This window comes from Paenibacillus phyllosphaerae, assembly GCF_014192105.1.
Lineage (GTDB): Bacteria > Bacillota > Bacilli > Paenibacillales > Paenibacillaceae > Paenibacillus_Z > Paenibacillus_Z phyllosphaerae.
This window is the reverse complement of the sequence record NZ_JACHXK010000004.1, coordinates 66,727-90,388: the sequence shown is the minus strand read 5'-3', so window position 1 is coordinate 90,388 and position 23,662 is coordinate 66,727. Positions and strand designations below refer to the sequence as shown.

Genomic DNA, 23,662 nt, shown 5'->3' with positions numbered 1-23,662 from the left:
AAGCGAGAAAATACCGTAGCCGTCCAAGCGGAAAATCCGTATAATGGGGTTTACCTAATTGCGAAAGCGCTTACTCTAGCGTTTGACCCCATATTCTTTAGCTACATCGCTTGTACTATCACCTTGAAAGTGAGTGCTGATGCGCATGCCCTGGTCCCGGACTTTCCTACATTCGTTAACCTTCAAATTGTTCGCCTGCTTCTTCCTCATCATCGTGCCGCTCGTCTCCATACTCGTTATCAGCAACCATTATTCCGTCCAAGTTGTCCGTAACCAGGTCGCGCAATCCAATCAGAATCTGCTGAGTCTATACATGGGCCAGATCGACCGCAATCTGGAGGATGTCGACAACTATCTGTTCGACCTCTCGGAACGCAATACCGACATGACGACGATGAATTTCCCGGAATCGGACGATGACAACAATTATTTGCTGGCGCGCCTCAGGCTGTTCGATACGCTCAATAGCGCGCTCAGCTATAACGATGTGGTCGATCTGCTGTTCGTCTATTCGAAGCCGAACCATGATCTGATCATGGCGCAGGATTTCGGCGAGAGCTATGAGGAGCGGGAACAAGTCCGTACCGAAGTCATTCGGATGCTGGAGGAGCAAGCGGATGAAGTCGATTATGCCCAATGGAACATTTGGCAAGGGAACGGGACGTACTACCTGTTCCATCTCGTGAAGACGGGGAATGCCTATGCCGGTGCGTGGTTCAATATTCAGAGGCTCATGCTGCCGCTCAAATACATCGATCTCGGCAACGATGGCACGGCATTGTTCGCGACCAATGAACTGGTACCGATGAGCAACGCGTCATGGCTGGAGAAGGAAGGGATCAAGCTCGCGCTGAACCCGAACACGTACTCGATCTCCGGCAACGCCGACTCCTATCTCATGATGGGCGAGGCTTCGAGCCGCGGCGATTTCTTCTTGGTCGCGCTCGTCCCGGACAGCGCCATTCTCGAGAAACTGCCGAATCTGCAGCGGTTGTTCTGGGCCATCTCCGCGGCGGCGGCCGTATTCCTGCTCTTCTTTCTGTTCGTGATGCGCAGGGTATTCCTGCTCCCGGTGAAGCGAATGATCAAGGCGATGCGCAAACTGCGAGACGGCAATCTGGACATCCGAATACCGCAGGTGCGCACCTCGCTCGAGTTCGAACTGATGAACGACACGTTCAACCGGATGATCGGGGAGATCCGTGACCTGAAGATCCACGTCTACGAAGAGCAGCTGAGCCATCAGCGGGCGGAGCTGAAACATTTGCAGCTGCAGATCAAGCCGCATTTTTTCCTCAATTCGCTTAATATCGTCTATAACCTGGCCACCGTACAGGATTACAAGTTAATCCAGGAGATGACCAAGTGTCTAGTGGCTTACTTCCGGTTCATGTTCAAAAGCAATTCCTACTTCGTTCCGCTGCATGAGGAACTGAAGCATACGGCCAACTACTTGCGCATTCAAGAGTTGCGTTTCCCCGGCGTGCTCAGCTACCGGGTCGAGGCGCCGGATTCGCTGACCGAGGCGGGGATCCCGCCGCTCTCGATTCAGACGCTCGTGGAGAATGCGATTCAGCATGCGGTGAACATGGATCGTCCGATCGAAATAACCGTTCGCGTTCAAACGTCGGAGGGAACGATCGTCCCCTCCTATGACGTCCATATCGAAGACACGGGCGAAGGTTTCCCCGAGCACGTCCTGCAAGAACTGCAACAGCAGCGCTGGGATGGCGAGAACGGAGAGCATGTCGGCATATGGAACGTCGATCGCCGGTTGAAGCTGCTGTATAAAGGCAAGGCAGGTTTGGCGTTCGCGAATATTCCGGGCAAAGGAGCGGGTATCCGGTTGACGATCCCGGTACATCCGCCAGAACAAGGTGAATCTTGATACGCTGTCCTCTGTTATTACATTTAATATTTCGAGAAAGGGGCAAATTACGATGGGCTATGAAGCATTGATCATTGATGACGAGGTGCATGCGGTTCGCGGCCTGCAGGCAGGCATTCGATGGGAACAGCTCCGCATCCATAAACTCCATACCGCGCACAGCGCGAAGCAAGCGAGGGAGATTTTTGCCAACCATACGATAGACGTGATGGTCTGCGATATCGAGATGCCGCAGGAGACCGGGTTGGAATTGCTGGCTTGGGTGAGGGAGCATTCGCCGAAGACGCAGACGGTCTTCTTAACCTGCCATTCGGATTTCTCCTATGCCAGACAAGCGATTCATCTGGGCAGCTTCGATTATATGCTGAAGCCCGTCGATTACGAGGAGATGGAGGAGACATTGGCGAAGGTGCTCGATAAGATTCAGAAGGATCGCGAACTCGAAGGGGCCGAAGCCGGCTACAAACGGTATGTGCAGCTCTGGGAATCCCAGCGTCCTGTGATGCTGGAGCGATTCTGGCAGGAGCTGGTGACGCAGTCGGTCCCGTCGACGCATGAAGCCATCCGCTCCCATATGCAAGCCCGAGGCGTCCATTATCCGGTCAACGCCATGTTCCTTCCCGTGCTCGTTCATGTGCAGCAGAGGCATAAGACGCTGTCCCCGCGAGAGGAGAAATTGATGGAGTACGCGCTGCGCAATGCGGTGGAGGAGAAGCTGCTTCATCAAGTGCGCCATGCCGCGGTCGTTTCGCTCCCGCAGACGGATCAACTGCTTGCCATCATTCCTCTGTCCCCGGAACAATTAGCCTGCCGCCCCGAACAAGCCCATACGGATTGCGAATTCCTCATCCCGCAATGCCGGCAGTTCTTCTACAGCGACCTGTGCTGCTATATCGGCGAGCCGGTCGCGATCACATCCGTCGCGAGGCAAGTGCAGCATCTGCAGCGGTTGGATCGGAATAACGTGACGCGCACGAACGCGGTGTTGCTGCTAAGCGATGAGCGGGAACAAGCGACCGCTGCGGAGCTGCCGCCGTTGCCGGTCAAGGATTGGGCGGAATGGATGAAGCAAGGGGAGAAAGAACGGCTGATCGCGGATGCCAAACGCTATATGGGCAGCTGCCGGGAACAGGCGATACCGATTGACGCGCGCACGCTGCACCGCTTGTATCAGGATTTCATGCAGCTGCTCTTCTTCGTGCTGCATTTCAAGGGCTTCCAAGCACATGACGTCTTCGCGACGAACCTGCTGACCGACCAGCCGCCTAAGGTTCTGAAGTCGCTCCATGCCATGGAGGAATGGATGCTCTACGTTATCGACGTGGCGATGAACCGGATGCATGCCGAAGAGGGGAGCATGTCCGTGGTCGATAAGGTGAAGCGTTATGTGGAAGAGAAGATCGGCGAGCTCGAACTCGGACGGGACGAGATCGCAAGCGTCGTCTATTTGAACCCGGACTATTTGACACGCTTATTCAAGAAGGAGACGGGCATGTCGCTGTCGGACTACATTCAGCAGCAGCGGATAGCGTATGCGAAGCGGCTGCTCCGGACGACGAGCCGGCAGGTGAGCGATATTGCGACGATGGCGGGGTACTCGAACCTGTCTTATTTCTCCACCTTGTTCAAAAAGTCGGTGCAATTGACGCCGGCAGAATACCGCAAGCAGTGTTCGTGCCTGATGCAGGGTTCGATCGAGAAGTCGGAATAACGAAACTGCAAAGTCGGATTCGTGGTAAGCGGCGCTCGGCTCCTCCGGCTACAATGAGTGCATAACAAGCAGAAAGCGAGGGGGAGCTGAGCGTGAAGCACACGGCTGGGCAGCGAGCGTGGAAGCAGATCAAACGATACCGGGCACTATTCTTCATGGTACTGCCGGCGCTTACGTATCTCGTCATCAACAACTATTTGCCGATGTTCGGAGTCGTGATCGCCTTCAAGGATTACAACTACCGGGAGGGCATACTCGGCAGCGACTGGATCGGGTTCAAGAACTTCGAGTACTTGTTCAAGACGACGGACGCGTACATCATTACGCGCAACACGATTCTGTACAACGGATTCTTCATCCTGCTGAACACGGTACTGGCCGTAACGGTCGCGATCTTGCTGAACGAGATCAAGCATAAGTTTTTCTCCCGATTGTACCAAAGCGTCATCTTGCTCCCTTACTTAATCTCCATGGTCATCGTCGGCTACCTGGGTCTCTCGATGCTCAATGTGGAGAACGGATTCATCAATCATCATATTCTGCCGATGCTCGGGATCGATCCGATCTCCTGGTACAGCGAGTCGAAGTATTGGCCGTATATCCTAACGATCGTCAACGTATGGAAAAATATCGGCTACCTGTGCATTATCTTCTTGGCGGCGATTATCGGCATCGATCACGAATACTACGAAGCGGCGACGATCGACGGTGCCAGCCGGTGGATGCAAGTCCGCAAGATCACGATCCCGCTCATCATGCCGACGATTACGATCATGTCCTTGCTCGCGATCGGCCGGATCTTCTACTCCGACTTCGGCTTGTTCTATCAGGTCCCGCTCAACTCCGGTCCGCTCCAGCCGACTACGGATGTCATCGATACGTACGTGTATCGCGGCTTGGTCACCTTAGGCGACATCGGCATGTCCTCGGCTGCGGGGCTCTACCAATCGCTGGTCGGATTCATCCTCGTCATCGTGGCGAACTATGCCGTGGCAAGGCGCAATCGCGATCAGGCACTATTCTAACGCGGAAAGGGGAAGCGCAATATGAAAGCAAGTCCAATCCAGCAAGCCCTCATTCATCTGTTCTTCGTCCTGGCGGCGTGCGCGTGCCTGTTCCCGTTCCTGCTGCTGTTCATGGCATCGCTAACCGATCAGAACGTGATCGTGCGGGACGGATACTCCTTGCTCCCGAGCAAGTTCTCCTTGGAAGCTTACACGTATCTGCTGAACGACTCGAGCACGCTCGTTCGCTCGTACGGCATCACGATTCTGGTCACGATCATCGGGACTGCGGCCGGCCTTGCGATCTCTTCCTTGATCGCTTACCCGCTCTCCCGCAAGGACATGCCGCTGCGAGGCGTGCTCTCCTTCATCGTCTTCTTCACCTTGCTGTTCAATGGCGGACTCGTGCCGACCTATCTGCTCTACACCGAGGTCTTTCATCTGAAGAATACGCTGCTCGCGCTGATCGTACCCGGTCTGCTCACCAATGGCTTCTTCATCCTGCTCATTCGAACGTTCTTCAGCACCTCCATTCCCGTCCCGGTTATCGAATCCGCTTTCATCGACGGGGCGTCGGAGTTCAAAATTTTCTACCGCATCGTGCTTCCGCTCTCGCTGCCCATCATGGCGACCATCGGCCTTATGCTCATGATCGCCTACTGGAACGACTGGTATAACGGGCTCATCTACGTGACGGACACGAAACTGTTCAGCTTGCAAAATGTCCTCAACCGGATGCTGAGCGATATCCAGTTCCTGCAGACGAACAGCTTCGGCAGTAACCAATCCGAGACGACGGCGAATATTCCGCTCGATACGATTCGGATGGCGATGGCGGCGATCGGCATCATTCCGATCATGATCGCGTACCCGTTCTTCCAGAAGTATTTTGTCAAAGGGCTGACGATCGGCGCGGTGAAAGGGTAAGGACGAATGCAAGTAGGAAGGCAGCAGCAGGGCAGCAGCAGGGCAGGGAAACCTAATTGCTATTACAGGGGGAATATGGAGATGAAGAATGCGAAGCGGGTTACGCTAACCGTATTGGTCTTGATGTTGACGTGGGTGCTGGCGGCATGCGGCGATAACAGCGGTTCGAACAATGGCGGAGCGGCGAATAACGGCGGCGGCGAAGACAAGGGCGATCCGACGGAACTGACGATGGCGTTCATCAGCTTCGGCAATATGCCGGACTTGGAACTGGTGCAGAACGAGATGAACAAGATTACGACGGCCAAGATCAACGCCACCGTCAAGCTGATGCCGATCAGCATCTCCGCTTGGACGCAGCAGATGAACTTGCTCATGGCCGGCAGCGAGCAGCTGGACCTGATCGTCACGTCTACGCTAATGAACTACAGCTCGCAGGTGGCAAAGGGTCAGCTGCTCCCGATGAACGACCTGTTAGAGCAATATGGCGAAGGAATCAAATCGGTGCTCTCGCCGGAAATTCTGAACGCGACGAAGATCGATGGCGAGGTGTACGGCATCCCGAGTACCCGTGACATGGCAGCGGACTATGGGGTCGTTATCCGGAAGGATCTCATCGACAAATACAAAGTCGACGTCACGCAGATCAAGACGTTCGCGGATCTGGAGCCGGTCCTCAAACTGATCAAGGACGGAGAGCCGGGCGTCGCTCCGCTCGTGCAGCAGAATCAGACGCAGACGGTTACCGAAGTAATGGTCGGAGCGGACTATGATGTCCTTGGCGACAAGTTCGGCGTATTGGAAGATGCGGGTCAAGGCGAGCTGAAGGTCGTGAACTATTTTGAATCGGCCAAATATAAGGAAGCGCTCGCGGTTGTACGCCGTTGGTTCGAAGCCGGCTATATCATGAAAGACATCTCGACCTCGCAAGAAACCGGACCAAGCCTCGTGAAGGCCGGCAAAGCGGCAGGCTATGTCGCCAACATGAAACCTGGGTTCGAGGTGCAGGAATCGCGCAACAGCGGCAGAGAGATGGTCGGCATCCGTCTGACCGAACCGATGACTTCTACCACTAACATCACGTCGTTCATGCTGTCGATCGCCAAGAATACGATCGATGAGAATAAGGCGATGCAGCTGCTCGACCTGCTCTATTCCGACGCCGATCTGATGAATCTGCTCACGAACGGAATCGAAGGCAAACACTACGTGAAACAGGACGATGGTCTGATCGCGAAGCCGGAAGGCGTGACGGATACCGGTTACATGCTCAACCAATGGGAAGTGGGCAACAACTTCCTCGGCCATGTCTGGGCAGGCGAGGACCCGCAGATTTGGGATAAAATGAAAGCTTTCAACGAAGCCTCAATCAAATCCAAGGCGCTTGGTTTTACCTTCAATGCGGACTCGGTTAAGACGGAGATCGCGGCCGTGACGAACGTGCTCAACCAGTATCGCGTCGGCTTGGAGACCGGGACGCTCGATCCGGAGAAGAATCTGACCGACTTCAACGCGAAGTTGAAAGCGGCGGGGCTTACGAAGATTATCGAAGAGAAGCAGAAACAGCTCGACGAATGGGCGAAGTCGAACTAAAACCGAATGAAGGGAGACATTCGAGAAGATGGCGGAACAACTGACATATAGCGAGCTGCTCGCACGGCTTCAAGTACGGCAGGTTGAGGAGGCGCAGCATGAACGGATGACCTTCGTGCGTAAAGCGATTCCGGATCTCGATGGCGCCGGCATACTCGATCCGAGAGTCCGCGAGCAGAAGCAGAAGGAGCTGGAGGCGGCGGCTAGCCGCCCTTCCGGCCCGCCAGTGGACTCAACGGCGATTCCGATTGAAGATCTGCGCGCCATGATGGGCTGGCCGAATCATGATTTATCCGGGGGTACGATACGAACTGCGTTAGCGGAGATCGAAGGAAGCAACGGAACGATACAGGTCCGCATCTATACGCCTGTAGGAGATCGGGTTCGGCCGGCAGTCCTCTTCTTCCACGGCGGCGGATTCATCGGCGGTTCGGTCGACACGGTGGAGAATCCATGCAAGAGCCTGGCGCAGAAGGCGGATGCGGTCGTCATCAATGTCGATTACAGACTCGCGCCGGAGCATCCATGGCCGGCGGGCTTGACCGATTGTTACGATACGGTTCGCTGGGCATTCGACCATGCCGACGAACTCGGGGTTGACCGAACGCGGATCACCGTAGCCGGGGACAGTGCTGGCGGCAATCTTGCGGCATGCTGTTCGATTATGGATCGCGATGCAGGTAACGGCTATATCCGTTACCAAGCGTTGATCTATCCGGTCGTCGTCATTGCGCAGCCAGAGCAGTTTCATTGGCAACCGGAGGAATACGCGATCGGTGCAGATGAGGCATTGATCCATTTCAGTCTGGATGGTCTGCGCAATGCGGGATCTATGCTCAATGCCTTGTATCTGCAAGGGGCCGGCAGCGACAACCCGCTGGTTTCGCCGCTTCTGATCGAGGATGCTGCGGGTCTTCCGGAACTGCTCGTCGTCACGGCCGAGTACGATTATCTCCGGTTGGAAGGCGAGGCCTATGGCCAGTTGTTGGCCGAAGCCGGCGTGCGAACGCGGGTCATCCGATACGAGGGCATGGATCATGCTTTCCTCGACAAATACGGCGAGTATCCGCAGGCCGAAGACTGCATGGACGAACTGGCGAGAGGAATATGGGGATTGCCCGCAGACGAATAGGAATTAGGTATTAAGAATCAAAGCCGCTGAACGCGATAGTCGACAGCGGCTTTTTTGTGTTATGGTTGGGATATTCAGGAAATGAGCAGCCCCATATACGTAGAAAAAGAGGGGGACATCAAATGTATTGGCTGCGGCTTAATCTGGCATCGTGTTTCTATGGCGGCTTGTTCTTCGTTGTGATGGAACTGATGTTGAACAGCTACCGCATTAATCGAGTGATGGGCATTGAACTCGACGTCGTGATGAATGGGATTACTTGGTTCAGCATTGCGAGTTATGTCATGCTGACGATTCTTTCCCCGATCTTGCTGAAGCGGTTGCTCGGTCGAAGAGGAGCGAATTACTTGTCCACCGTGCTATGGGTCCCGTATTTTATCGGCATGATCGCTTGGTTCAGAGACCGGTTCCCGATCACCAACGCATACGATGATCCTGCACCGGTTCTAGGGCTTGTTCTAATTGGAGCCATGTCGCTGTATCCGGTATATCTGGCGGCGATTCAGTTCATGGCACATGAGCTTGCAGATCGAGGCAGTAATCATGAAGAGGTCGTGCTTGCGGGTCATCAGGCGAAGTGATTTGGTCGGCAAGTAAAAAGGCGAACCGAAGGGAGCTTAAGAGCCGTTCCCGAGGTTCGCCTAATCGGCGTTCATTAGTGGAGGCTGCATGCCGTTTCGTGCAGGTTCTTCGTCTCGATCTGAATCGTCGAATGCGTGATTTTGAACACGTCCTCGATTCGTTTGATCGCTTGCTTGAGTATGTCTTGCGTATCCGCCTGCTCCTCGACAACGAGGTGGCAGGTCAACGAGTCGCGACCGGATGTGATCGACCAAATATGCAAGTCGTGCACATCCTTCACGCCGGGAATCGCGATCAACGTTTGTTTGACCTTCTCGGCGTCGATGGCGAGCGGGGTACCTTCCATCAGAATATGAATGGCCCAACGGATGACGCCCCATGCGCTTTTCAGGATGAGTACGGCGACAATGACGCTAATGATCGGATCTGCCGCGTACCAGGAGAACCAGTACATGAGCAGCCCGGCTGCAATTGCGCCGACCGAGCCGAGGGCATCGCCCAAAATATGCAGATAAGCGCTTCGGACATTGATGTTATCTTTCACATCGCCTTTACGCATGAGGAAGTAAGCGCTGATCAGGTTGGCCAGCAAGCCGATAACTGCGATGAGAATCATTGATCCGCTCTGTACGGCAGGCGGGTCGAAGAATCGCTGGCTTGCTTCCCAGACGATGATCGCGGCAATGACGAAGAGGGCGGCGCCATTAAGCAGGGCGGCGAGAATCTCGAACCGGTAGAAGCCGAACGATTTATTCGGTGAAGCCGGTCTCGCGGCAAACCACAATGCGCCAAGGCTAAGCGCAAGCGCGGCCGTATCGCTGAGCATGTGGCCGGCATCCGACAAGAGGGCCAAGCTCCCGGTGAACAGGCCGCCGAAAAATTCGAGCAGCATAATGCCGGCTGTAATGGAGAACGCAATGAGCAGGCCGGCTTTATTATTCGGTCCATGATGATGGTGGCCAGGCCCGTGCGAATGGTCGTGATGTCCATGGCCGTGATGATGACCATGATGGGAATGGTTATGGCCATGATCGTGGTCGTGATCATGTTCGTGTTCATGGTTGTGATCGTGATCGTGGGTATGAGTGAGAACATGATCAGATTCATGATCAGGTTCATGATTATGTTGATGATCATGATCATGTTGATGTTCGTGATCATGCTGATGATCATGCGTACATTTCTGCTGCTGCTCAAGCTGAGACTTCTTTTCCTGCCCGTGGGAATGGGTGTGGGTATGGTCGGAAGGCTTAGTCATAGGTTAACCCCCAATTCAACTATACAGTAATATATGAATACATGTTCATATGTATTATAAATCTGCTTAATCATCTTGGCAAGGCAATCCTGCCCAAGCCGCAAAGGATTAATTTCCAGTTATTCTCTGGTTAGACGCGTCATCCTATACGAACAGGCGAGAAACGACGTATGAATACAGCATATTCAGCATCGGCGTTATTGCGTATTCGATTTCGAAGCTACCGGCATCCGGCATGAGGTCGAATATATAACGCAGATCGGCGCCGTGATTATAGAGGAGGGGAAAGTGGTCGAGCATCGGACGTTCAATTCTTATGTCCAATCGCCCAAGCCGATCCCGGAGCCGGTCGAACGTTTCACCGGCGTGTACAATTCGTATTTGGTGGATGCGCCCGTGCTTGCCGATATTTACGAACAGTTCGTTCAATTCACGGAAGGCTGCGTACTGGTCACGCACGCCGGCTACGAGTTTGATCTGCCGCTGCTGCGGATGGAGTGCGAGCGCAACAACTTGAAGATGCTGTCGAATCGTTGTCTCGACACTAAGGCACTCTTCACTTATTTATATCCCGACAATCCTAATATTCTGACAACAAATTACTTGGTTCACCATTACGGCATCGATGATTCCTCTCTGAAACGACACGATGCGCTAGACGACAGCAAGCTGATCGCCAAGCTATTTTTGCGGCTGCTCGAAGAATTCAAGGCCCGTAACATTAACGACTTTATCCTCGACAAACCGATTCAAGTCAGAAGGTTCGAGATTATCCCGATGGTGTAATGCTCCAGAGGTGTAAATAGTAAGCGTGTCCACAAAGTGGACGTCAAGCGAGGATCAGCACGTAAACTGACTAACGCTCAAACCCGCCAGGTCACCTCCCCAAGGCAAAAAGGTTCGAACGAAGCTCGAACCCAGAGCTTTGTCCAAACGGATGGCTGCATGCAATGCCTGCATGCTAGCCATTCCGTGAGGACAAAAGCGAGCTCTCCGCAAAAGGACACATCGAAGACGGCCGCGTTCCGAGTCACGCTAGTTATCGGAGTCAAGAGGGTGATGACCCTCTTGTTCCCCTCCAATGGAGGGGGAAGGGGCGAGGTGAAGTGAAGGTAGTTGGAAAGTACGAAGTGAAGTAAAAGTAGAGGTGGCACTAAACGGCGAAGTTAATATCAATGGAAGGGAAGTCTAGAAGGCGAAGCCTTTTAAACCCTTGCCTTTATGGCACCTATTATGACATGCTTAACCTAGCAATGTCATAGGAGGTCATGCGCATGACGATAGCGAAAGTGTCAGAAATCGCCAAGGAAAAAGTAAGATTGGCCCGAAAATATCCGATTCTCGTCGAAGATACGATCGGCGTGGACAGCGGCTATCAGCGGCTGCATTGGCATGACGTGCTCGAGATCAACCATATCAAGGCCGGCAGCGGTTATTACATCATCAACGGCAAACGCTTCGAATTCCAACAGGGCGATATTCTGCTCATTAACTCCAACGATTTGCACTGCGCTTACGAGACGAAAGACCTGATCATGCAGGTCGTCACCTTCGACGGCAACTGGCTGATCAGCAGCCTGAGACTCGACCCCGAAATTCTCAACCCTTTCCGCGAAATGAACGTCCACTTCACGAATCTGCTCGAACGGGAGCATCCGCAGATCGACAAGCTGCGCGGCTTGCTGCTCGCGCTTCAGACCGAGCATGAGCATCATGAGCGTTCGTACACCTCCATGGTTTATGCCTACCTGCTTCAATTCCTAGCCCTCGTCAACCGGGATTTTCGCACGCCTTGCGGTGCCGATCAACATGCGATCAGCGAACGCCAACTGGAGAAAATCCGCCACGTCCTGCATGAGATGGAGCAGAACTTCGCCTATGGCTGGACGCTGGAAGAGCTGGCTGCGCTCGTCTTCTTAAGTCCGTCCCGGTTCAGCGAAATCTTCAAACGGGCGGTGGGGATGCCGCCGCTCCTATACCTCATTCATCTGAGGCTCGAACATGCCGTATTGCTGCTCGAGGCCAATGAGATGAAGATCACGGACATCGCGCTGGAGTGCGGATTCCGGACGTTGACCAATTTTAACCGGCTGTTCAAGAAGCATATCGGCGTCACCCCCATGACCTCCCGCAAGCATTAATTCACAAGATTCCGTAAGATAGTGCTGGTTCTTAATCGTATTGGTAAAGAAACGGTAAACCAAGTACGCTACAATAAGAAGTAAGAAGTGGCACAACAATGTAATAAAGAATGACATGAATATGCCTTCTAAGGATAGAAAAGGGGGAAGTCTATGGTGCATTCCGACAGCGAACCAGCAGATAAGCCGACGCATGAATCGGTCCGTAAGCCACTGCTGATCATCCGGATGTTCCGCCAATGGGACGTACAGCTCATGGTGCTGCCAGCCATTTTGTTCATCTTCGTATTCAGCTACATACCGATGTACGGCGTCCTGATGGCGTTCCAGGATTACAGTTTGTTCAAAGGGTTCTCGGGCAGTCCATGGGTCGGGTTCAAGCACTTCGAGATGTTCTTCCACGCGCCGGAATTCTGGACGGTGATGCGCAATACGCTCGTCATCAGCGTGCTGAAGCTGTGTATCGGCTTCCCGGCACCGATCGTGCTGGCGCTGATGCTGAACGAAGTGGGCAGCCGGATGTTCAAGCGCTCCGTACAGACGATCAGCTACTTGCCTCACTTTCTCTCTTGGGTCATCGTGTCCGGCTTCATCGTCTCGATTCTGTCGACCGATAACGGAAGCTTGAACATCCTGCTCGAGAAGCTGCATTTAATTGATGAACCAATCAACTTTATGTCGGAACCGAATTATTTCTGGGGCATTCTGGTCGCCACCAATGTATGGAAAGAGATCGGCTTCACGTCGATCGTCTACCTTGCGGCGATCGCCGGCATTAATCCGCAGCTGTATGAGGCCGCCTCGATGGACGGCGCAAGCCGTTTGAGACAGATGTTCTCGATTACGCTGCCTTCGATTACTCCGGTTATCGTCGTCTTCTCCATCTTGGCGATCGGCAATCTGCTCAATGCGGGCTTCGAAGACATCCTACTGCTTGCCAGCAACCCGGTGCTCAAGGACGTAAGCGACGTGCTGGACACGTATGTATACCGGGTCGGCATTCAGAACAACCGCTATTCGTACGCGACCGCAGCCGGATTGTTCAAAGCATTGATCAGCATCGCGCTCCTTGCCTTCGCGAACTATGCGGCAAGACGTTCGGGGAACAGCCTATGGTGAGGAAGGGAAGGTGCAGCGCATGTATTTGACACGTGGAGACCGGACATTCATCGGCTTCAATTATCTCGTATTGTTCGTGCTTGCCTTCGTCGCATTCTATCCGTTCTGGAACGCCGCGGTCATCTCGTTCAATCTGGGCAGCGATACGTCGCTCGGCGGCGTCACGTTCTGGCCGCGTGAATTCACCCTGCAGAACTACGATGTGGTCTTCAAGGATGACCGGCTCATCGACGGGTTTATCATATCCGTGCTGCGTACGGCAGTCGGCACGTTCGCCTCGATCGTCGCCACCGCGATTTTTGCCTACGGGATGACGAAGCGGGAGCTGATCGGCCGTAAATTCTATATGGTGGCCAGCATCTTCACGATGTACTTCGGCGGAGGACTAATCCCGACCTACCTGCTCATCCGCGAGCTTCACCTGATGAATACGTTCTGGGTCATGGTCGTGCCGGGGATCATCAGCGTGTGGAACATGATCATCTTCCGAACATTCTTCAAGGGCATGCCATACGAGCTGGAGGAATCGGCGCAGATCGACGGGGCATCGAATTGGGGTGTCCTGATGCGCATCATTTTGCCGCTTTCGGGGCCGGTCATTGCAACGCTCTCGCTATTCACGGCCGTCTACCATTGGAACGATTGGTTCGCGCCGAGTATCTATATCTCCAATGTCGACCTGCTGCCGATTCAGACGAAGCTGCAGCAAATCCTGAACTCGAACATCATGCTCGACCAGATGCAGAATATGGACTCCGCTGCGCAAGGACGCTTGAACAAAATGCGCGCCGTGACGACCAAGTCGCTGTCCATGGCGACGATGATGGTGGCGACCGTTCCGATCCTATGCGTGTATCCGTTCGTGCAGAAGTATTTCGTCAAAGGCGTATTGATCGGTTCGCTGAAAGAATAGAGGCGGGTTTAAGGCAATTGCTTTGACCATAGATGATGGTGGGGAAGGGAGTTAAGGCGATGAGAACAAGAAAATCCAATTTGCTTGTAGCCCTGTCAGTCATGCTCATGCTGGTACTGGTCCTGTCGGCCTGTACAGGCTCGAATGGAGAGAATGCGCCTAACAACAGCAGCAACGGTGAACCTGCCAACGAGACGGCGAAGAACGAAGGGGACAGCGGCAGCGTCTATGAACTGGGCAAAGAACCGCTCGAGTTCTCCTTCTACGGGCACTATGACTGGTACACGATGCCGGAGTGGGGCGCTGATCTGGCGACCAAATGGATTAAAGAGAACAAGAAAGTGAACGTCGTTCCGGTCAGTTCCGGCGGGGCGGCCAAGAACAAAATGTCGACGATGATCGTATCTGGCGAGCTTCCGGACGTGATCTGGATGGAGCGCGGCCCGGATGTGGAGCAGCTGCGCGCGGAAGGCATGCTCGTGCCGTTCGACGACTACCTCGACAAGTATCCGAATTTGAAAAAATGGGCCGGCGAGTCTACCTTGGATATGCTGCGTTCACCGGACGGCAAGCTGTATCAATTCCCGAACTGGTACACGACGCAGCCGAACGGCAATGCCGGTTACCTCGTGAATAAGAAAATTTACGAAGAGCTTGGCAGTCCTAGCCTCGAGACGACAGACGATCTGTACAACTATCTGAAGCTGGTCAAAGAAAAATATCCGAACGTCGTGCCGCTTGAACTCGGCCAAACGGGTGCAGGACTCGACGTCATGGTATCCGCCTTCGCCGAGAACCGGCCTTATACGTTCAATACGATGATGGCCGTGCCCAGCGGCGATCAACTGACATCGCTGTTCACCGATCCGGTCTATCGCGAGCTGCTCCAATATATTAGCAAGCTGTACCGCGAGAAGCTGATCTCGCAAGACACGTTCACCCAGAAGCTGGAACAAGTCGAGCAGAAGATCGTGACCGGCAACGTCGCCGTCTACGTCGCTTCGAGTCCGACCGAATTCGGCGCGAAAGGCAATGCGGCGCTGACGCAGCAGGATCCTAATGCCGGCTACATCATGGTCTGGCCGGTTCATAAGCAAGGCCTCGACAAGAACAAGATTTTCCCGGGCGATTACAAGCAGCTCGGCTGGAACGTCAGCGTCATTACGAAGTCCGCGAAGGATCCCGAAGCGATCTTTGCTTTCCTCGACTGGTTCACGGGTCCGGAAGGACAGCGCACCATTATGTGGGGACCGGAAGGTTTGTATTGGGATGGCGTGGATGAAGAAGACAAACCGCTCTTCACCGATGCGTTCACCAGCGACACGAAGGGCCGCGACGAACTGATGAACTCGACCGTCAATTTCCAATGGAACGGCAACACCGTCTACGTCGACAACGCGAAGATGAAATTCGAATCGTCGCTGCCGGCGGAGAAGAAGAACTGGGAGACCAGATGGCAATCGGAGATTACGTGGAAAACGCAATTCAATACGACCGAATACGTCAATCTTGATCCGGCCGGCGATACGGAAGAAGGCATTGCGGCTCAGCAAATCCTCGAAATCTATGAGAAGGCGCGTGCCAAGGCGGTTCAGAATGCGGGAAGCGATGAAGAAGTCAGCGCCATTCTCGATCAGGCGGAAGCCGACGCGAAGAAGGCCGGCTACGAGAAGCTGCTTGCCTTCAAGACGGCGAAGTGGCAGGAGAACCGGCAGAAGCTGGGTACCCAGTAAGCCATTAGATGACAACGGATAACGGAAATTAGCTCTCATTCAGAGGCCGGCCGCCTTTCGCATCTTCGATCTTAAGGATCGAAGAATCCCGCGAGTGGCGCGTCGGCTTCATCATCCTCATTCTGCAAATAGGAGCGATCAGACTTGAACTATTACTTAGGCGTAGACGGCGGGGGAAGCAAGACAATAGCGGTTGTCGCCGATCAGCAGGGACGAATTATCGGCAGGGGGCGCAGCGGTTGCGGCAATCATCAGATTGGCGTGGAGGTAGCGGAGCGCAGCATACGCGAAGCGGTCCAAGAAGCGATGCAGGAAGCTAACGTGACCATTGCCGACATCGACTTTGCCATGTTCGGATTGGCGGGTGCCGACCGGGAGGCGGATTTCACGATTCTGCGTCCGCTCGTAGCCAACCTCGGATTCCCTCGTCATGACGTGGTGTGCGATACGGTCATCGGGCTTCGGGCCGGAACGAGGCAGCCGGACGGCGTTGTCGTCATCTGCGGCAGCGGCACCAATTGCTTCGGAGTCAATGCCCGGGGCCAAAGCTTGCAGGTCGGCGGATTCGGCTATCAATTCGGCGACTTCGGCGGCGGAGGCGAGCTGGCCGTGGAAGTGTTCCGCACCGTCATTCGCGCTTGGGAGGGACGCGAGGAACCGACCCGGCTGACCCAGCTCACGCTCAGCGAGTTAGGCTATCCGGACGTTCAGGCGATGTTCGACCACTATCTGGACGAAGGCAAGCGCGTTCCCCACACGCTCGCGAAGATTCTGTTCGAAGCGGGGGACGAAGACGCGCCGGCTAGACAGATACTGGAGCGGCAAGGACGCGAGCTGGGATTGGCGGCCAGCGCGGTCATACGCAAGCTGAACATGGGCGCGGACACGTTCGATTTGGTCATGGTCGGCAGCGTGCTGACGCGAAGCGACAATCGGCATATCGCCGCCGTGTTGGAACCGATCGTGCAAGCTGAGGCGCCGGGATGCTCGCTGCGCGTGCTGGATATGGAACCGGTTGCAGGCGCCATCCTGCTGGCCATGGAGCGCAGCGGCACGCATGCCGATTCCCCGATCTATGCGCAGCTGTGTCAAGATTTGGCAGTAAAGGAGCTTACGACCGAATGGATAACCGATTGAAGATCGCCGTCATCGGGGGAGGCTCGTCATACACGCCCGAGCTGATCGAAGGTTTTATCCGCAATTACGAAACGTTCCCTGTCCGCGAGATCGTGCTTATCGATATTCAGCAAGGGAAGCACAAGTTGTCGATCGTCGGTCAGCTTGCCGAGCGGATGATTGAAGCCTCTGGCCTTCCGATCGATTTGAAATTGACCTTGAACCGTCGCTCGGCTCTGAAAGGCGCTTCCTTCGTTCTGACGCAACTTCGGGTCGGATTACTGGAAGCGCGCGGTTGGGATGAGACGATTCCGCTCCGATACGATTTCCTCGGGCAGGAGACGACGGGAGCAGGCGGGATGATGAAGGCGCTTCGGACGATCCCCGCGCTGCTCGACATCTGCAAGGATATGGAGGAACTCTGCCCGGATGCGTGGCTGCTCAACTTCACGAATCCGGCCGGCATGGTAACCGAGGCGATCTTGAAGCATACGAAGATCCGCTCGATCGGCTTGTGCAATTCGCCGCTAGCGGCATACAAGTGGCTGTCTTCGTTGTATCGCGCGGGGCAGGATCGGATCGAATGCGAGTTCGTCGGACTGAATCATCTGCATTGGATCAGCCGCATTACGATCGACGGCGAATCGAAGTTGGAAGAACTGTTGGGCGGCGGAGCGAGCTATTCGGCCAGCAATGTTCCCCAGTTAGGGTGGAACGAGGAGCTCATTCGCTCCCTTGGCGCGATCCCGTCCTATTACTTGAAGTATTTCTATCTGCACCGCGAGATGCTGGCCGACCAGAAAGCGGCGGCCGCCAAAGGCGAAAGCCGCGCGGAGACGGTAAAACGGCTGGAGGATGAATTGTTCGAGCTGTATAAGGATCCTGAGCTGAAGGAGAAGCCCAAGCAATTGGAACAGCGGGGAGGGGCCTATTACTCGGAGGCAGCCGTTAATCTGATGAACGCCTTGTACAACGATACCGGCGATATTCAGACGCTTAACGTCCGCAATGATGGCGCGCTTCCTTTCCTGCCGGATGACGCATGTATCGAGGTGAACTGCAAGGTAACGAAAGACGGACCTATCGTGCAGCCGGTCACGACCATTCCGCATGCGGCCGTCGGTTTGATCCAGGCGGTCAAAGCCTATGAGCAGCTGGCCATCGAAGCCGCGGTGACGGGCAGCCGGCAGACGGCGCTCCTCGCTCTTGCGAATCACCCGTTGATCGATTCGGTCAATGCCGCTTCTGCCATGCTTGACGAGATGCTGGATCGGAACAAGGCGTATTTGCCGCAATTTTTCTGAATCGATTAGAGGTTATTGTTTAGCAAGGCCTGCTTTCGCGATGACCCTCGCGCGCAGGCCTTTTTGACATGCGGCCGATTAACGTAACTGCCGTCCATTCCAGGCCGGATCTGTGATACGATAAAGGGAACATCCAAGTTCAATCCAGCATTCAATCCAATATTCAATCAAACATTCAATCCATCATTCGGGAGGACTCTGCCTTGACGCTGCAGCAGTTGAAATACATTATCGAGGTAGCCAATCGGGGCTCCATTAACGAAGCGGCCAAAAGGCTCTTCATCTCGCAGCCGAGCCTCTCCAATGCGATACGCGAGTTGGAGGAGGAGATGCAGATTACGATCTTCGAGCGCTCCAACAAAGGCATTACGCTCTCGAAGGAGGGCGTCGAATTCTTGAGCTATGCGCGGCAAGTGGTCGAGCAGGCCGAGCTGCTCGAGAGCCGGTACCGGAACGCGAAGCCGTCGCCGCAGCATTTTTCCGTATCGACCCAGCATTATGCGTTCGCGGTTAACGCCTTCGTCAGTCTGGTGAAGGAATACGGCCAGGACGAATACGAACTGGCGCTGCGCGAGACGAAGACATACGAAATTATCGAGGACGTCAGGCACATGCGGTCGGAGATCGGCATCTTGTATTTGAACGAGTTCAACGGCAAAGTGATCAACAAGCTGCTGCAGACGGCAGGGCTCCAGTTCACGAGCCTGTTCGTGGCAAAGCCGCATGTCTTCATCAGCGTCCATAATCCGCTGGCCAAGCAATCCATCGTGACGATCGAAGATTTGGAACCGTATCCGTATCTGTCCTTCGACCAAGGCGAATACAATTCGTTCCACTTCGCGGAGGAAATCCTGAGCACGCTCACGCATCCGAAGAGCATCCGCGTCAATGACCGGGCCACGCTGTTCAATCTGCTGATCGGACTTAACGGCTATACGATCTCGACGGGCGTGCTCAGTTCGGATCTGAACGGCAACGAGATTATCCCCGTCCCGCTCGAGAGCGATGACACCATCAATGTCGGTTGGATCAGCCACCGCAATGTAACGTTGTCCAAGCTAGGGCTAGCGTACATCGAGGCGTTGGAAACGGCGATTCAGACCCGTTAGCGCTGCCCTATAGTTTTTGGCTATGACTGGCAATAGGAATTCGGCGTTACGCTATATCAAGCATGCCATGCTATCTTTTCCTTAACGCGAAGGAGCGGGAGACATATCCCGCCAAAGTCGAGAGGAGAATGGCATTATGGTACAAAGCAGCGTATTGGGTTATCCGCGTATTGGGGAGAATCGGGAATGGAAGAAGGCGCTGGAGGCTTTCTGGGCCGGCAAGATCGAAGAAGCGGAGCTTCAAGAGACATTGAAGCAAATTCGTCTGACGCATCTGCGCAAACAGCAAGCCATCGGAATCGATCTTATTCCGGTGAACGATTTCAGTTATTACGATCAGATTCTGGATACGGCTGCGATGTTCGGGATCGTACCGAAGCGGTTCGATTATGCCGGCGGTCCGGTACCGCTGTCCGTCTACTATGGGATGGCGCGCGGCACGGCAGAAGCGACGGCGTGCGAAATGACCAAATGGTTCAATACGAACTATCATTATATAGTTCCGGAACTTGGCGACGCCGCTCCAGTATTGACCGAGAACAAGGCCCTGGCTGCTTACCGCGAGGCGAAAGAAGAGCTTGGTATCGAAGGCAAGCCGGTCATCGTCGGTCCGCTAACCTTCCTCAAGCTGTCCAAAGGTTACCAGGCTGAAGAAGCTCAAGCTTGGCTGAACAAACTGGTGCCGCTGTACGCGCAGCTGCTGCAAGAACTTGGCGCAGAAGGAGTCCAATGGGTGCAGGTGGACGAGCCGATCTTGGTCACGAAGCTGAGCAAAGGCGAATTGGAACAGCTTCAAGGCGTCTACGCGACATTGGCGGCGGCAGCGCCGAACGTGAATCTGATCGTCCAGACTTATTTTGAAGCCGTCGACCAGTATGAGGCGCTTACGTCGCTTCCGGTCAAAGGCATCGGCCTGGATTTCGTTCACGGCTTGGCGGGCAACCTGGCAGCGATTCGGAAGTACGGATTCCCGCAAGACAAAGTATTGGGTGCCGGCGTCATCGACGGCCGCGGTATCTGGAAAGCCGATCTGGCAGGCAAGCTCGACCTATTGAACGAATTGGCGGCAATCGTGCCTGCTGACCGGCTAATCGTTCAATCCTCGTGCAGCTTGCTTCATGTGCCGGTATCGACGCGTCAAGAGACGAAGCTTGAGCCGGTACTGCTTCATGCACTCGCCTTCGCCGACGAGAAACTGGCGGAAGTGGAACTGCTGGCGCGCGGCCTGTCTTCCGGCACTAGCGCGATCGCGGAAGACCTTACAGCGAGCAAGCTCGCGATTGAAGCGCTGGAGCAATCCGAAGCGCGCAGCCGCCTTGATATCCAAGCCGCTGCCGCGCAGATCGCAGCCGTACCTGCGGAGCGCAACCAGCCATTCGCAGCGCGTCACGCCGCCCAAGAAGCGCATTGGCATCTTCCGTTCTTGCCGACGACGACGATCGGCAGCTTCCCGCAGACCGCCGAGGTGCGGAAGGCCCGCCAAGCATGGCGCAAAGGGGAATGGAACGAAGAGCAGTATGCGGCATTCATTCATGAACAGATCGATTACTGGATGAAACTGCAGGAGGAGATCGGGCTGGACGTGCTCGTGCATGGCGAGTTCGAGCGGACGGACATGGTCGAATTCTTCGGCGAGAAGCTGGCCGGGTTCGCCTTCACGTCGAACGGCTGGGTGCAATCCTACGGTTCCCGCTGCGTGAAGCCGCCGGTTATCTATGGGGACGTCGCTTTCGTAGAACCGATGACCGTGAAAGAAACGCAATATGCGCAGTCCAAGACGAACCGTCCGGTGAAGGGCATGCTGACCGGCCCGATCACGATCTTGAACTGGTCGTTCGTTCGCGAAGATCTTACGCGCGAGCAGATCGCGTATCAGCTGGCCTACGCGCTGCGACAAGAAGTCGAGGCGCTGGAGCAAGCGGGCATCGGCATGATCCAGGTCGACGAACCGGCGGTACGCGAAGGATTGCCGCTCAAGGCGGAAGAGCATGCCGGTTATCTGGCATGGGCGGTTAAAGCATTCCGTGCCGCGACCTGCACCGTTGCGGATACGACGCAGATCCATACGCATATGTGCTATTGCGAATTCCACGATATGATCGACTCCATCGAAGCGATGGATGCGGACGTCATCTCGATCGAGACTTCACGCAGCCACGGCGAGTTGATCGAAAGTTTCGAGCACCATACGTATCCGCTCGGCATCGGGCTCGGCGTTTACGATATCCACAGCCCGCGCGTTCCGTCGATAGACGAGATGACCGCGATGATCGAGCGTGCGCTCCGCGTGTTGGATCCGAAGCTGTTCTGGATCAATCCGGACTGCGGATTGAAGACGCGCGGCATTGCCGAGACGGCTGCATCGTTGCGCAACATGGTCGCTGCGACCAAGGCGGCAAGAGCGAAGCATGCAGGTTCAGAAGTAACCGTGTAACGATTTCGAGACAAAACGAAGACCGGCCCTCATCGTGAGGATCCGGTCTTCTTATCGTTCATCGGGTCGATGCATAAACGACACCAATTTGTAAATATAAACCAAATAAAGCGCTTTAACCCATGTTATAATCGTGCTGAAAACAACGTAAAGGGGTGGAGAAGATCGAGTATTTTAACGTCGTCTCGTTCATTTATGCTATTTTTGTTTTCGGTATTTTGTATGGGCTGCTGAACCGGTTTTGTTTTAAGCCATTGTTCGCCGTCATGGAGCAGCGCAAGCGGTTGGTAGAAGACAAGCAAGCACAGGCCAGGAGCAGCCAGCAGGAAGTGCGCCGTCTCATCCAAGAGCAGGAACAGACGCTCAAGAACGCCAAGCGCGAAGCGCAATCTCTCTTGAACCAGACTGTAACGGCAAGCCGCCACACGGCCGAACAGATCCTGGCAAGCGCCAAGCACGAAGCGGCAATCGTGAAGCATGACGCAATCGAAGCGCTAGAGGCCGAGAGAAGGGAAGCCGCAGAGAAGCTTCGGGAAGATGCCTATGAGATGGCAAGGACGATTGCCGCCAAGATTACCGAGCATGGTAAGGGGCAGTAACGGAAGACGAGCAAGCGCAGCAGTTTCAATAGATGATTGACCCGGGAACAGCCTTGCGAGGGGCTGTTTTTTGCGTGTAAGGCGCGAATACCCTAGAGCGGTATCATGGCGGATTTCTTTTTAACAGATAGGGAGGTGATGACGTTCTCATTAAAACCTTTCGCAATGAGCCACACGGCCAGTATCATTTCGTTCGCCGCCACGGGAACTGCCAGAATGCCGCCCCAAGTCGAAATTTGCTCGATAACGCCGAACATGACGAGCAGGGCGCATACGAAGACCGATACCGCTCCGGTCATGCCGAGTATTGGGATGAATCGGGGAACGAGCTTGGTGCGATAGAAGATGTAGCTGTACATGATCGTATTGATGCCCAGCATGAACAGGGGACCGAGCATGAACGTCCAGTCATGAATGGCGAGCATCAACGTACCGGCTGGTTGAAATACGGAGCCATCCGCAGCGCCATTCGCGACGAACTCGCGGCTTAACGTCAACAACGATAAGACGCTGACGACGCCGATCGTAATGACGATGGCTTCCAAGAATCGGAAACAGAGATGCCAGAGCGCGATCGTTTCGTTATATCGCCTCAGAATGGGGAACATCGTGGTTGCCGTACCGATCGCCGACACGACGAGCAGCAGCTCCATGACCGCGCCAAGCACGATCCTGTTGCCATGCTCGGCACCATGGATCAGATAATCGGGACCGTTCAAGATCGGATCGTACAAGGCAAGACCCATTACCGCCGTTACGGCAGCAACGATAAAAAACACGCCAACTAGCTTCGCAGTTCTCTGATTCGAATTCATTCGGCTATCCCCTTTGTATGGAATGCATGAGTGGTTACTATTGGCCTCTTCATCTTGCTGACCTATCTGACGGATCGCCGTAGAAGAACACCTCTTCAATCGTTAAATCGAATACGAGCGCGATACGAAATGCAAGCTCCAGCGAGGGCGAATAGTTCCCTTTCTCCAGCGCCACGATCGTTTGTCTCGTTACGCCCGCCTTGTCAGCCAACTGCTGCTGGGTCATCTCGTTATGTTCGAATCGTAATCTGCGGATGTGATTGCCGACAAGATTGTTGCCCATC

At 54.6% G+C, this 23,662-nt stretch carries 20 protein-coding genes; 17 read left to right on the top strand and 3 right to left on the bottom strand.

What is annotated here, in order from left to right:
- Window positions 1-139 precede the first annotated feature (139 nt).
- From FHS18_RS10630 to FHS18_RS10600, 7 genes are all read left to right on the top strand, one after another.
- The gene (locus FHS18_RS10630) at window positions 140-1,888 is read left to right on the top strand and encodes a sensor histidine kinase (RefSeq protein WP_183599843.1); all 1,749 of its coding nucleotides are present in this window, start codon (window positions 140-142) and stop codon (window positions 1,886-1,888) included.
- Window positions 1,889-1,940: 52 nt separating this feature from the next.
- Window positions 1,941-3,599, top strand: a complete 1,659-nt coding sequence (locus FHS18_RS10625; protein WP_183599841.1) for a response regulator transcription factor — start codon at window positions 1,941-1,943, stop codon at window positions 3,597-3,599.
- 155 nt (window positions 3,600-3,754) lie between these two features.
- Window positions 3,755-4,624 carry an ABC transporter permease gene (locus tag FHS18_RS10620; protein ID WP_183600372.1) on the top strand — a complete coding sequence of 290 codons (870 nt, stop codon included), beginning with the start codon at window positions 3,755-3,757 and terminating at the stop codon, window positions 4,622-4,624.
- Between the two features lie 21 nt (window positions 4,625-4,645).
- Entirely contained in the window at window positions 4,646-5,530 is an 885-nt protein-coding gene (locus tag FHS18_RS10615) for a carbohydrate ABC transporter permease (RefSeq protein WP_183599839.1), read from the top strand.
- Between the two features lie 81 nt (window positions 5,531-5,611).
- On the top strand, window positions 5,612-7,123 hold the full coding sequence (locus tag FHS18_RS10610) for an ABC transporter substrate-binding protein (protein ID WP_183599838.1): 1,512 nt from the start codon (window positions 5,612-5,614) through the stop codon (window positions 7,121-7,123).
- Between the two features lie 28 nt (window positions 7,124-7,151).
- Window positions 7,152-8,255 carry an alpha/beta hydrolase gene (locus FHS18_RS10605; protein ID WP_183599836.1) on the top strand — a complete coding sequence of 368 codons (1,104 nt, stop codon included), beginning with the start codon at window positions 7,152-7,154 and terminating at the stop codon, window positions 8,253-8,255.
- A 122-nt stretch (window positions 8,256-8,377) separates the two neighbouring features.
- Window positions 8,378-8,836, top strand: coding sequence for a hypothetical protein (locus FHS18_RS10600; RefSeq protein WP_183599834.1), 459 nt, complete (start codon window positions 8,378-8,380; stop codon window positions 8,834-8,836).
- A gap of 74 nt (window positions 8,837-8,910) precedes the next feature.
- Here the strand turns inward: FHS18_RS10600 and FHS18_RS10595 are convergent, their stop codons facing one another.
- Window positions 8,911-10,095, bottom strand: a complete 1,185-nt coding sequence (locus FHS18_RS10595) for a cation diffusion facilitator family transporter (protein WP_183599832.1) — start codon at window positions 10,093-10,095, stop codon at window positions 8,911-8,913.
- 174 nt (window positions 10,096-10,269) lie between these two features.
- Between FHS18_RS10595 and FHS18_RS10590 the strand changes: the two genes are divergently transcribed.
- The 10 genes from FHS18_RS10590 to FHS18_RS10545 all read left to right on the top strand — a co-directional run bounded on the left by FHS18_RS10590 (window position 10,270) and on the right by FHS18_RS10545 (window position 22,563).
- The gene (locus FHS18_RS10590) at window positions 10,270-10,881 is read left to right on the top strand and encodes an exonuclease domain-containing protein (RefSeq protein WP_183600371.1); all 612 of its coding nucleotides are present in this window, start codon (window positions 10,270-10,272) and stop codon (window positions 10,879-10,881) included.
- Window positions 10,882-11,369: 488 nt separating this feature from the next.
- Complete coding sequence (locus FHS18_RS10585; RefSeq protein ID WP_183599830.1) at window positions 11,370-12,236, top strand: AraC family transcriptional regulator; 867 nt, start codon at window positions 11,370-11,372, stop codon at window positions 12,234-12,236.
- A 228-nt stretch (window positions 12,237-12,464) separates the two neighbouring features.
- On the top strand, window positions 12,465-13,355 hold the full coding sequence (locus FHS18_RS10580) for an ABC transporter permease (protein WP_246427607.1): 891 nt from the start codon (window positions 12,465-12,467) through the stop codon (window positions 13,353-13,355).
- A 19-nt stretch (window positions 13,356-13,374) separates the two neighbouring features.
- Entirely contained in the window at window positions 13,375-14,268 is an 894-nt protein-coding gene (locus FHS18_RS10575; RefSeq protein ID WP_183599827.1) for a carbohydrate ABC transporter permease, read from the top strand.
- A gap of 59 nt (window positions 14,269-14,327) precedes the next feature.
- On the top strand, window positions 14,328-16,001 hold the full coding sequence (locus tag FHS18_RS10570) for an extracellular solute-binding protein (RefSeq protein WP_183599825.1): 1,674 nt from the start codon (window positions 14,328-14,330) through the stop codon (window positions 15,999-16,001).
- A gap of 144 nt (window positions 16,002-16,145) precedes the next feature.
- Window positions 16,146-17,138: an N-acetylglucosamine kinase gene (locus FHS18_RS10565; protein ID WP_183599823.1), complete on the top strand. Its 993-nt coding sequence runs from the start codon at window positions 16,146-16,148 to the stop codon at window positions 17,136-17,138.
- On the top strand, window positions 17,123-18,421 hold the full coding sequence (locus FHS18_RS10560) for a 6-phospho-beta-glucosidase (RefSeq protein WP_183599821.1): 1,299 nt from the start codon (window positions 17,123-17,125) through the stop codon (window positions 18,419-18,421). The genes FHS18_RS10565 and FHS18_RS10560 overlap by 16 nt, the downstream gene beginning before the upstream one ends.
- Window positions 18,422-18,624: 203 nt before the next feature.
- Complete coding sequence (locus FHS18_RS10555; protein WP_183599819.1) at window positions 18,625-19,530, top strand: LysR family transcriptional regulator; 906 nt, start codon at window positions 18,625-18,627, stop codon at window positions 19,528-19,530.
- A gap of 136 nt (window positions 19,531-19,666) precedes the next feature.
- Window positions 19,667-21,964 (top strand): 5-methyltetrahydropteroyltriglutamate--homocysteine S-methyltransferase, encoded by a 2,298-nt coding sequence (gene metE, locus FHS18_RS10550; protein ID WP_221401278.1) that lies wholly within the window; start codon window positions 19,667-19,669, stop codon window positions 21,962-21,964.
- A 155-nt stretch (window positions 21,965-22,119) separates the two neighbouring features.
- Entirely contained in the window at window positions 22,120-22,563 is a 444-nt protein-coding gene (locus tag FHS18_RS10545; protein ID WP_183599817.1) for a F0F1 ATP synthase subunit B family protein, read from the top strand.
- 92 nt (window positions 22,564-22,655) lie between these two features.
- On the opposite strand, the gene FHS18_RS10540 is transcribed toward FHS18_RS10545, so the two are convergent.
- Both FHS18_RS10540 and FHS18_RS10535 read right to left on the bottom strand, forming a co-directional pair.
- Window positions 22,656-23,378, bottom strand: coding sequence for a DUF4386 domain-containing protein (locus FHS18_RS10540; RefSeq protein WP_183599815.1), 723 nt, complete (start codon window positions 23,376-23,378; stop codon window positions 22,656-22,658).
- A gap of 49 nt (window positions 23,379-23,427) precedes the next feature.
- Window positions 23,428-23,661 carry a helix-turn-helix transcriptional regulator gene (locus tag FHS18_RS10535; RefSeq protein WP_183599813.1) on the bottom strand — a complete coding sequence of 78 codons (234 nt, stop codon included), beginning with the start codon at window positions 23,659-23,661 and terminating at the stop codon, window positions 23,428-23,430.
- Window position 23,662: the final 1 nt, after the last annotated feature.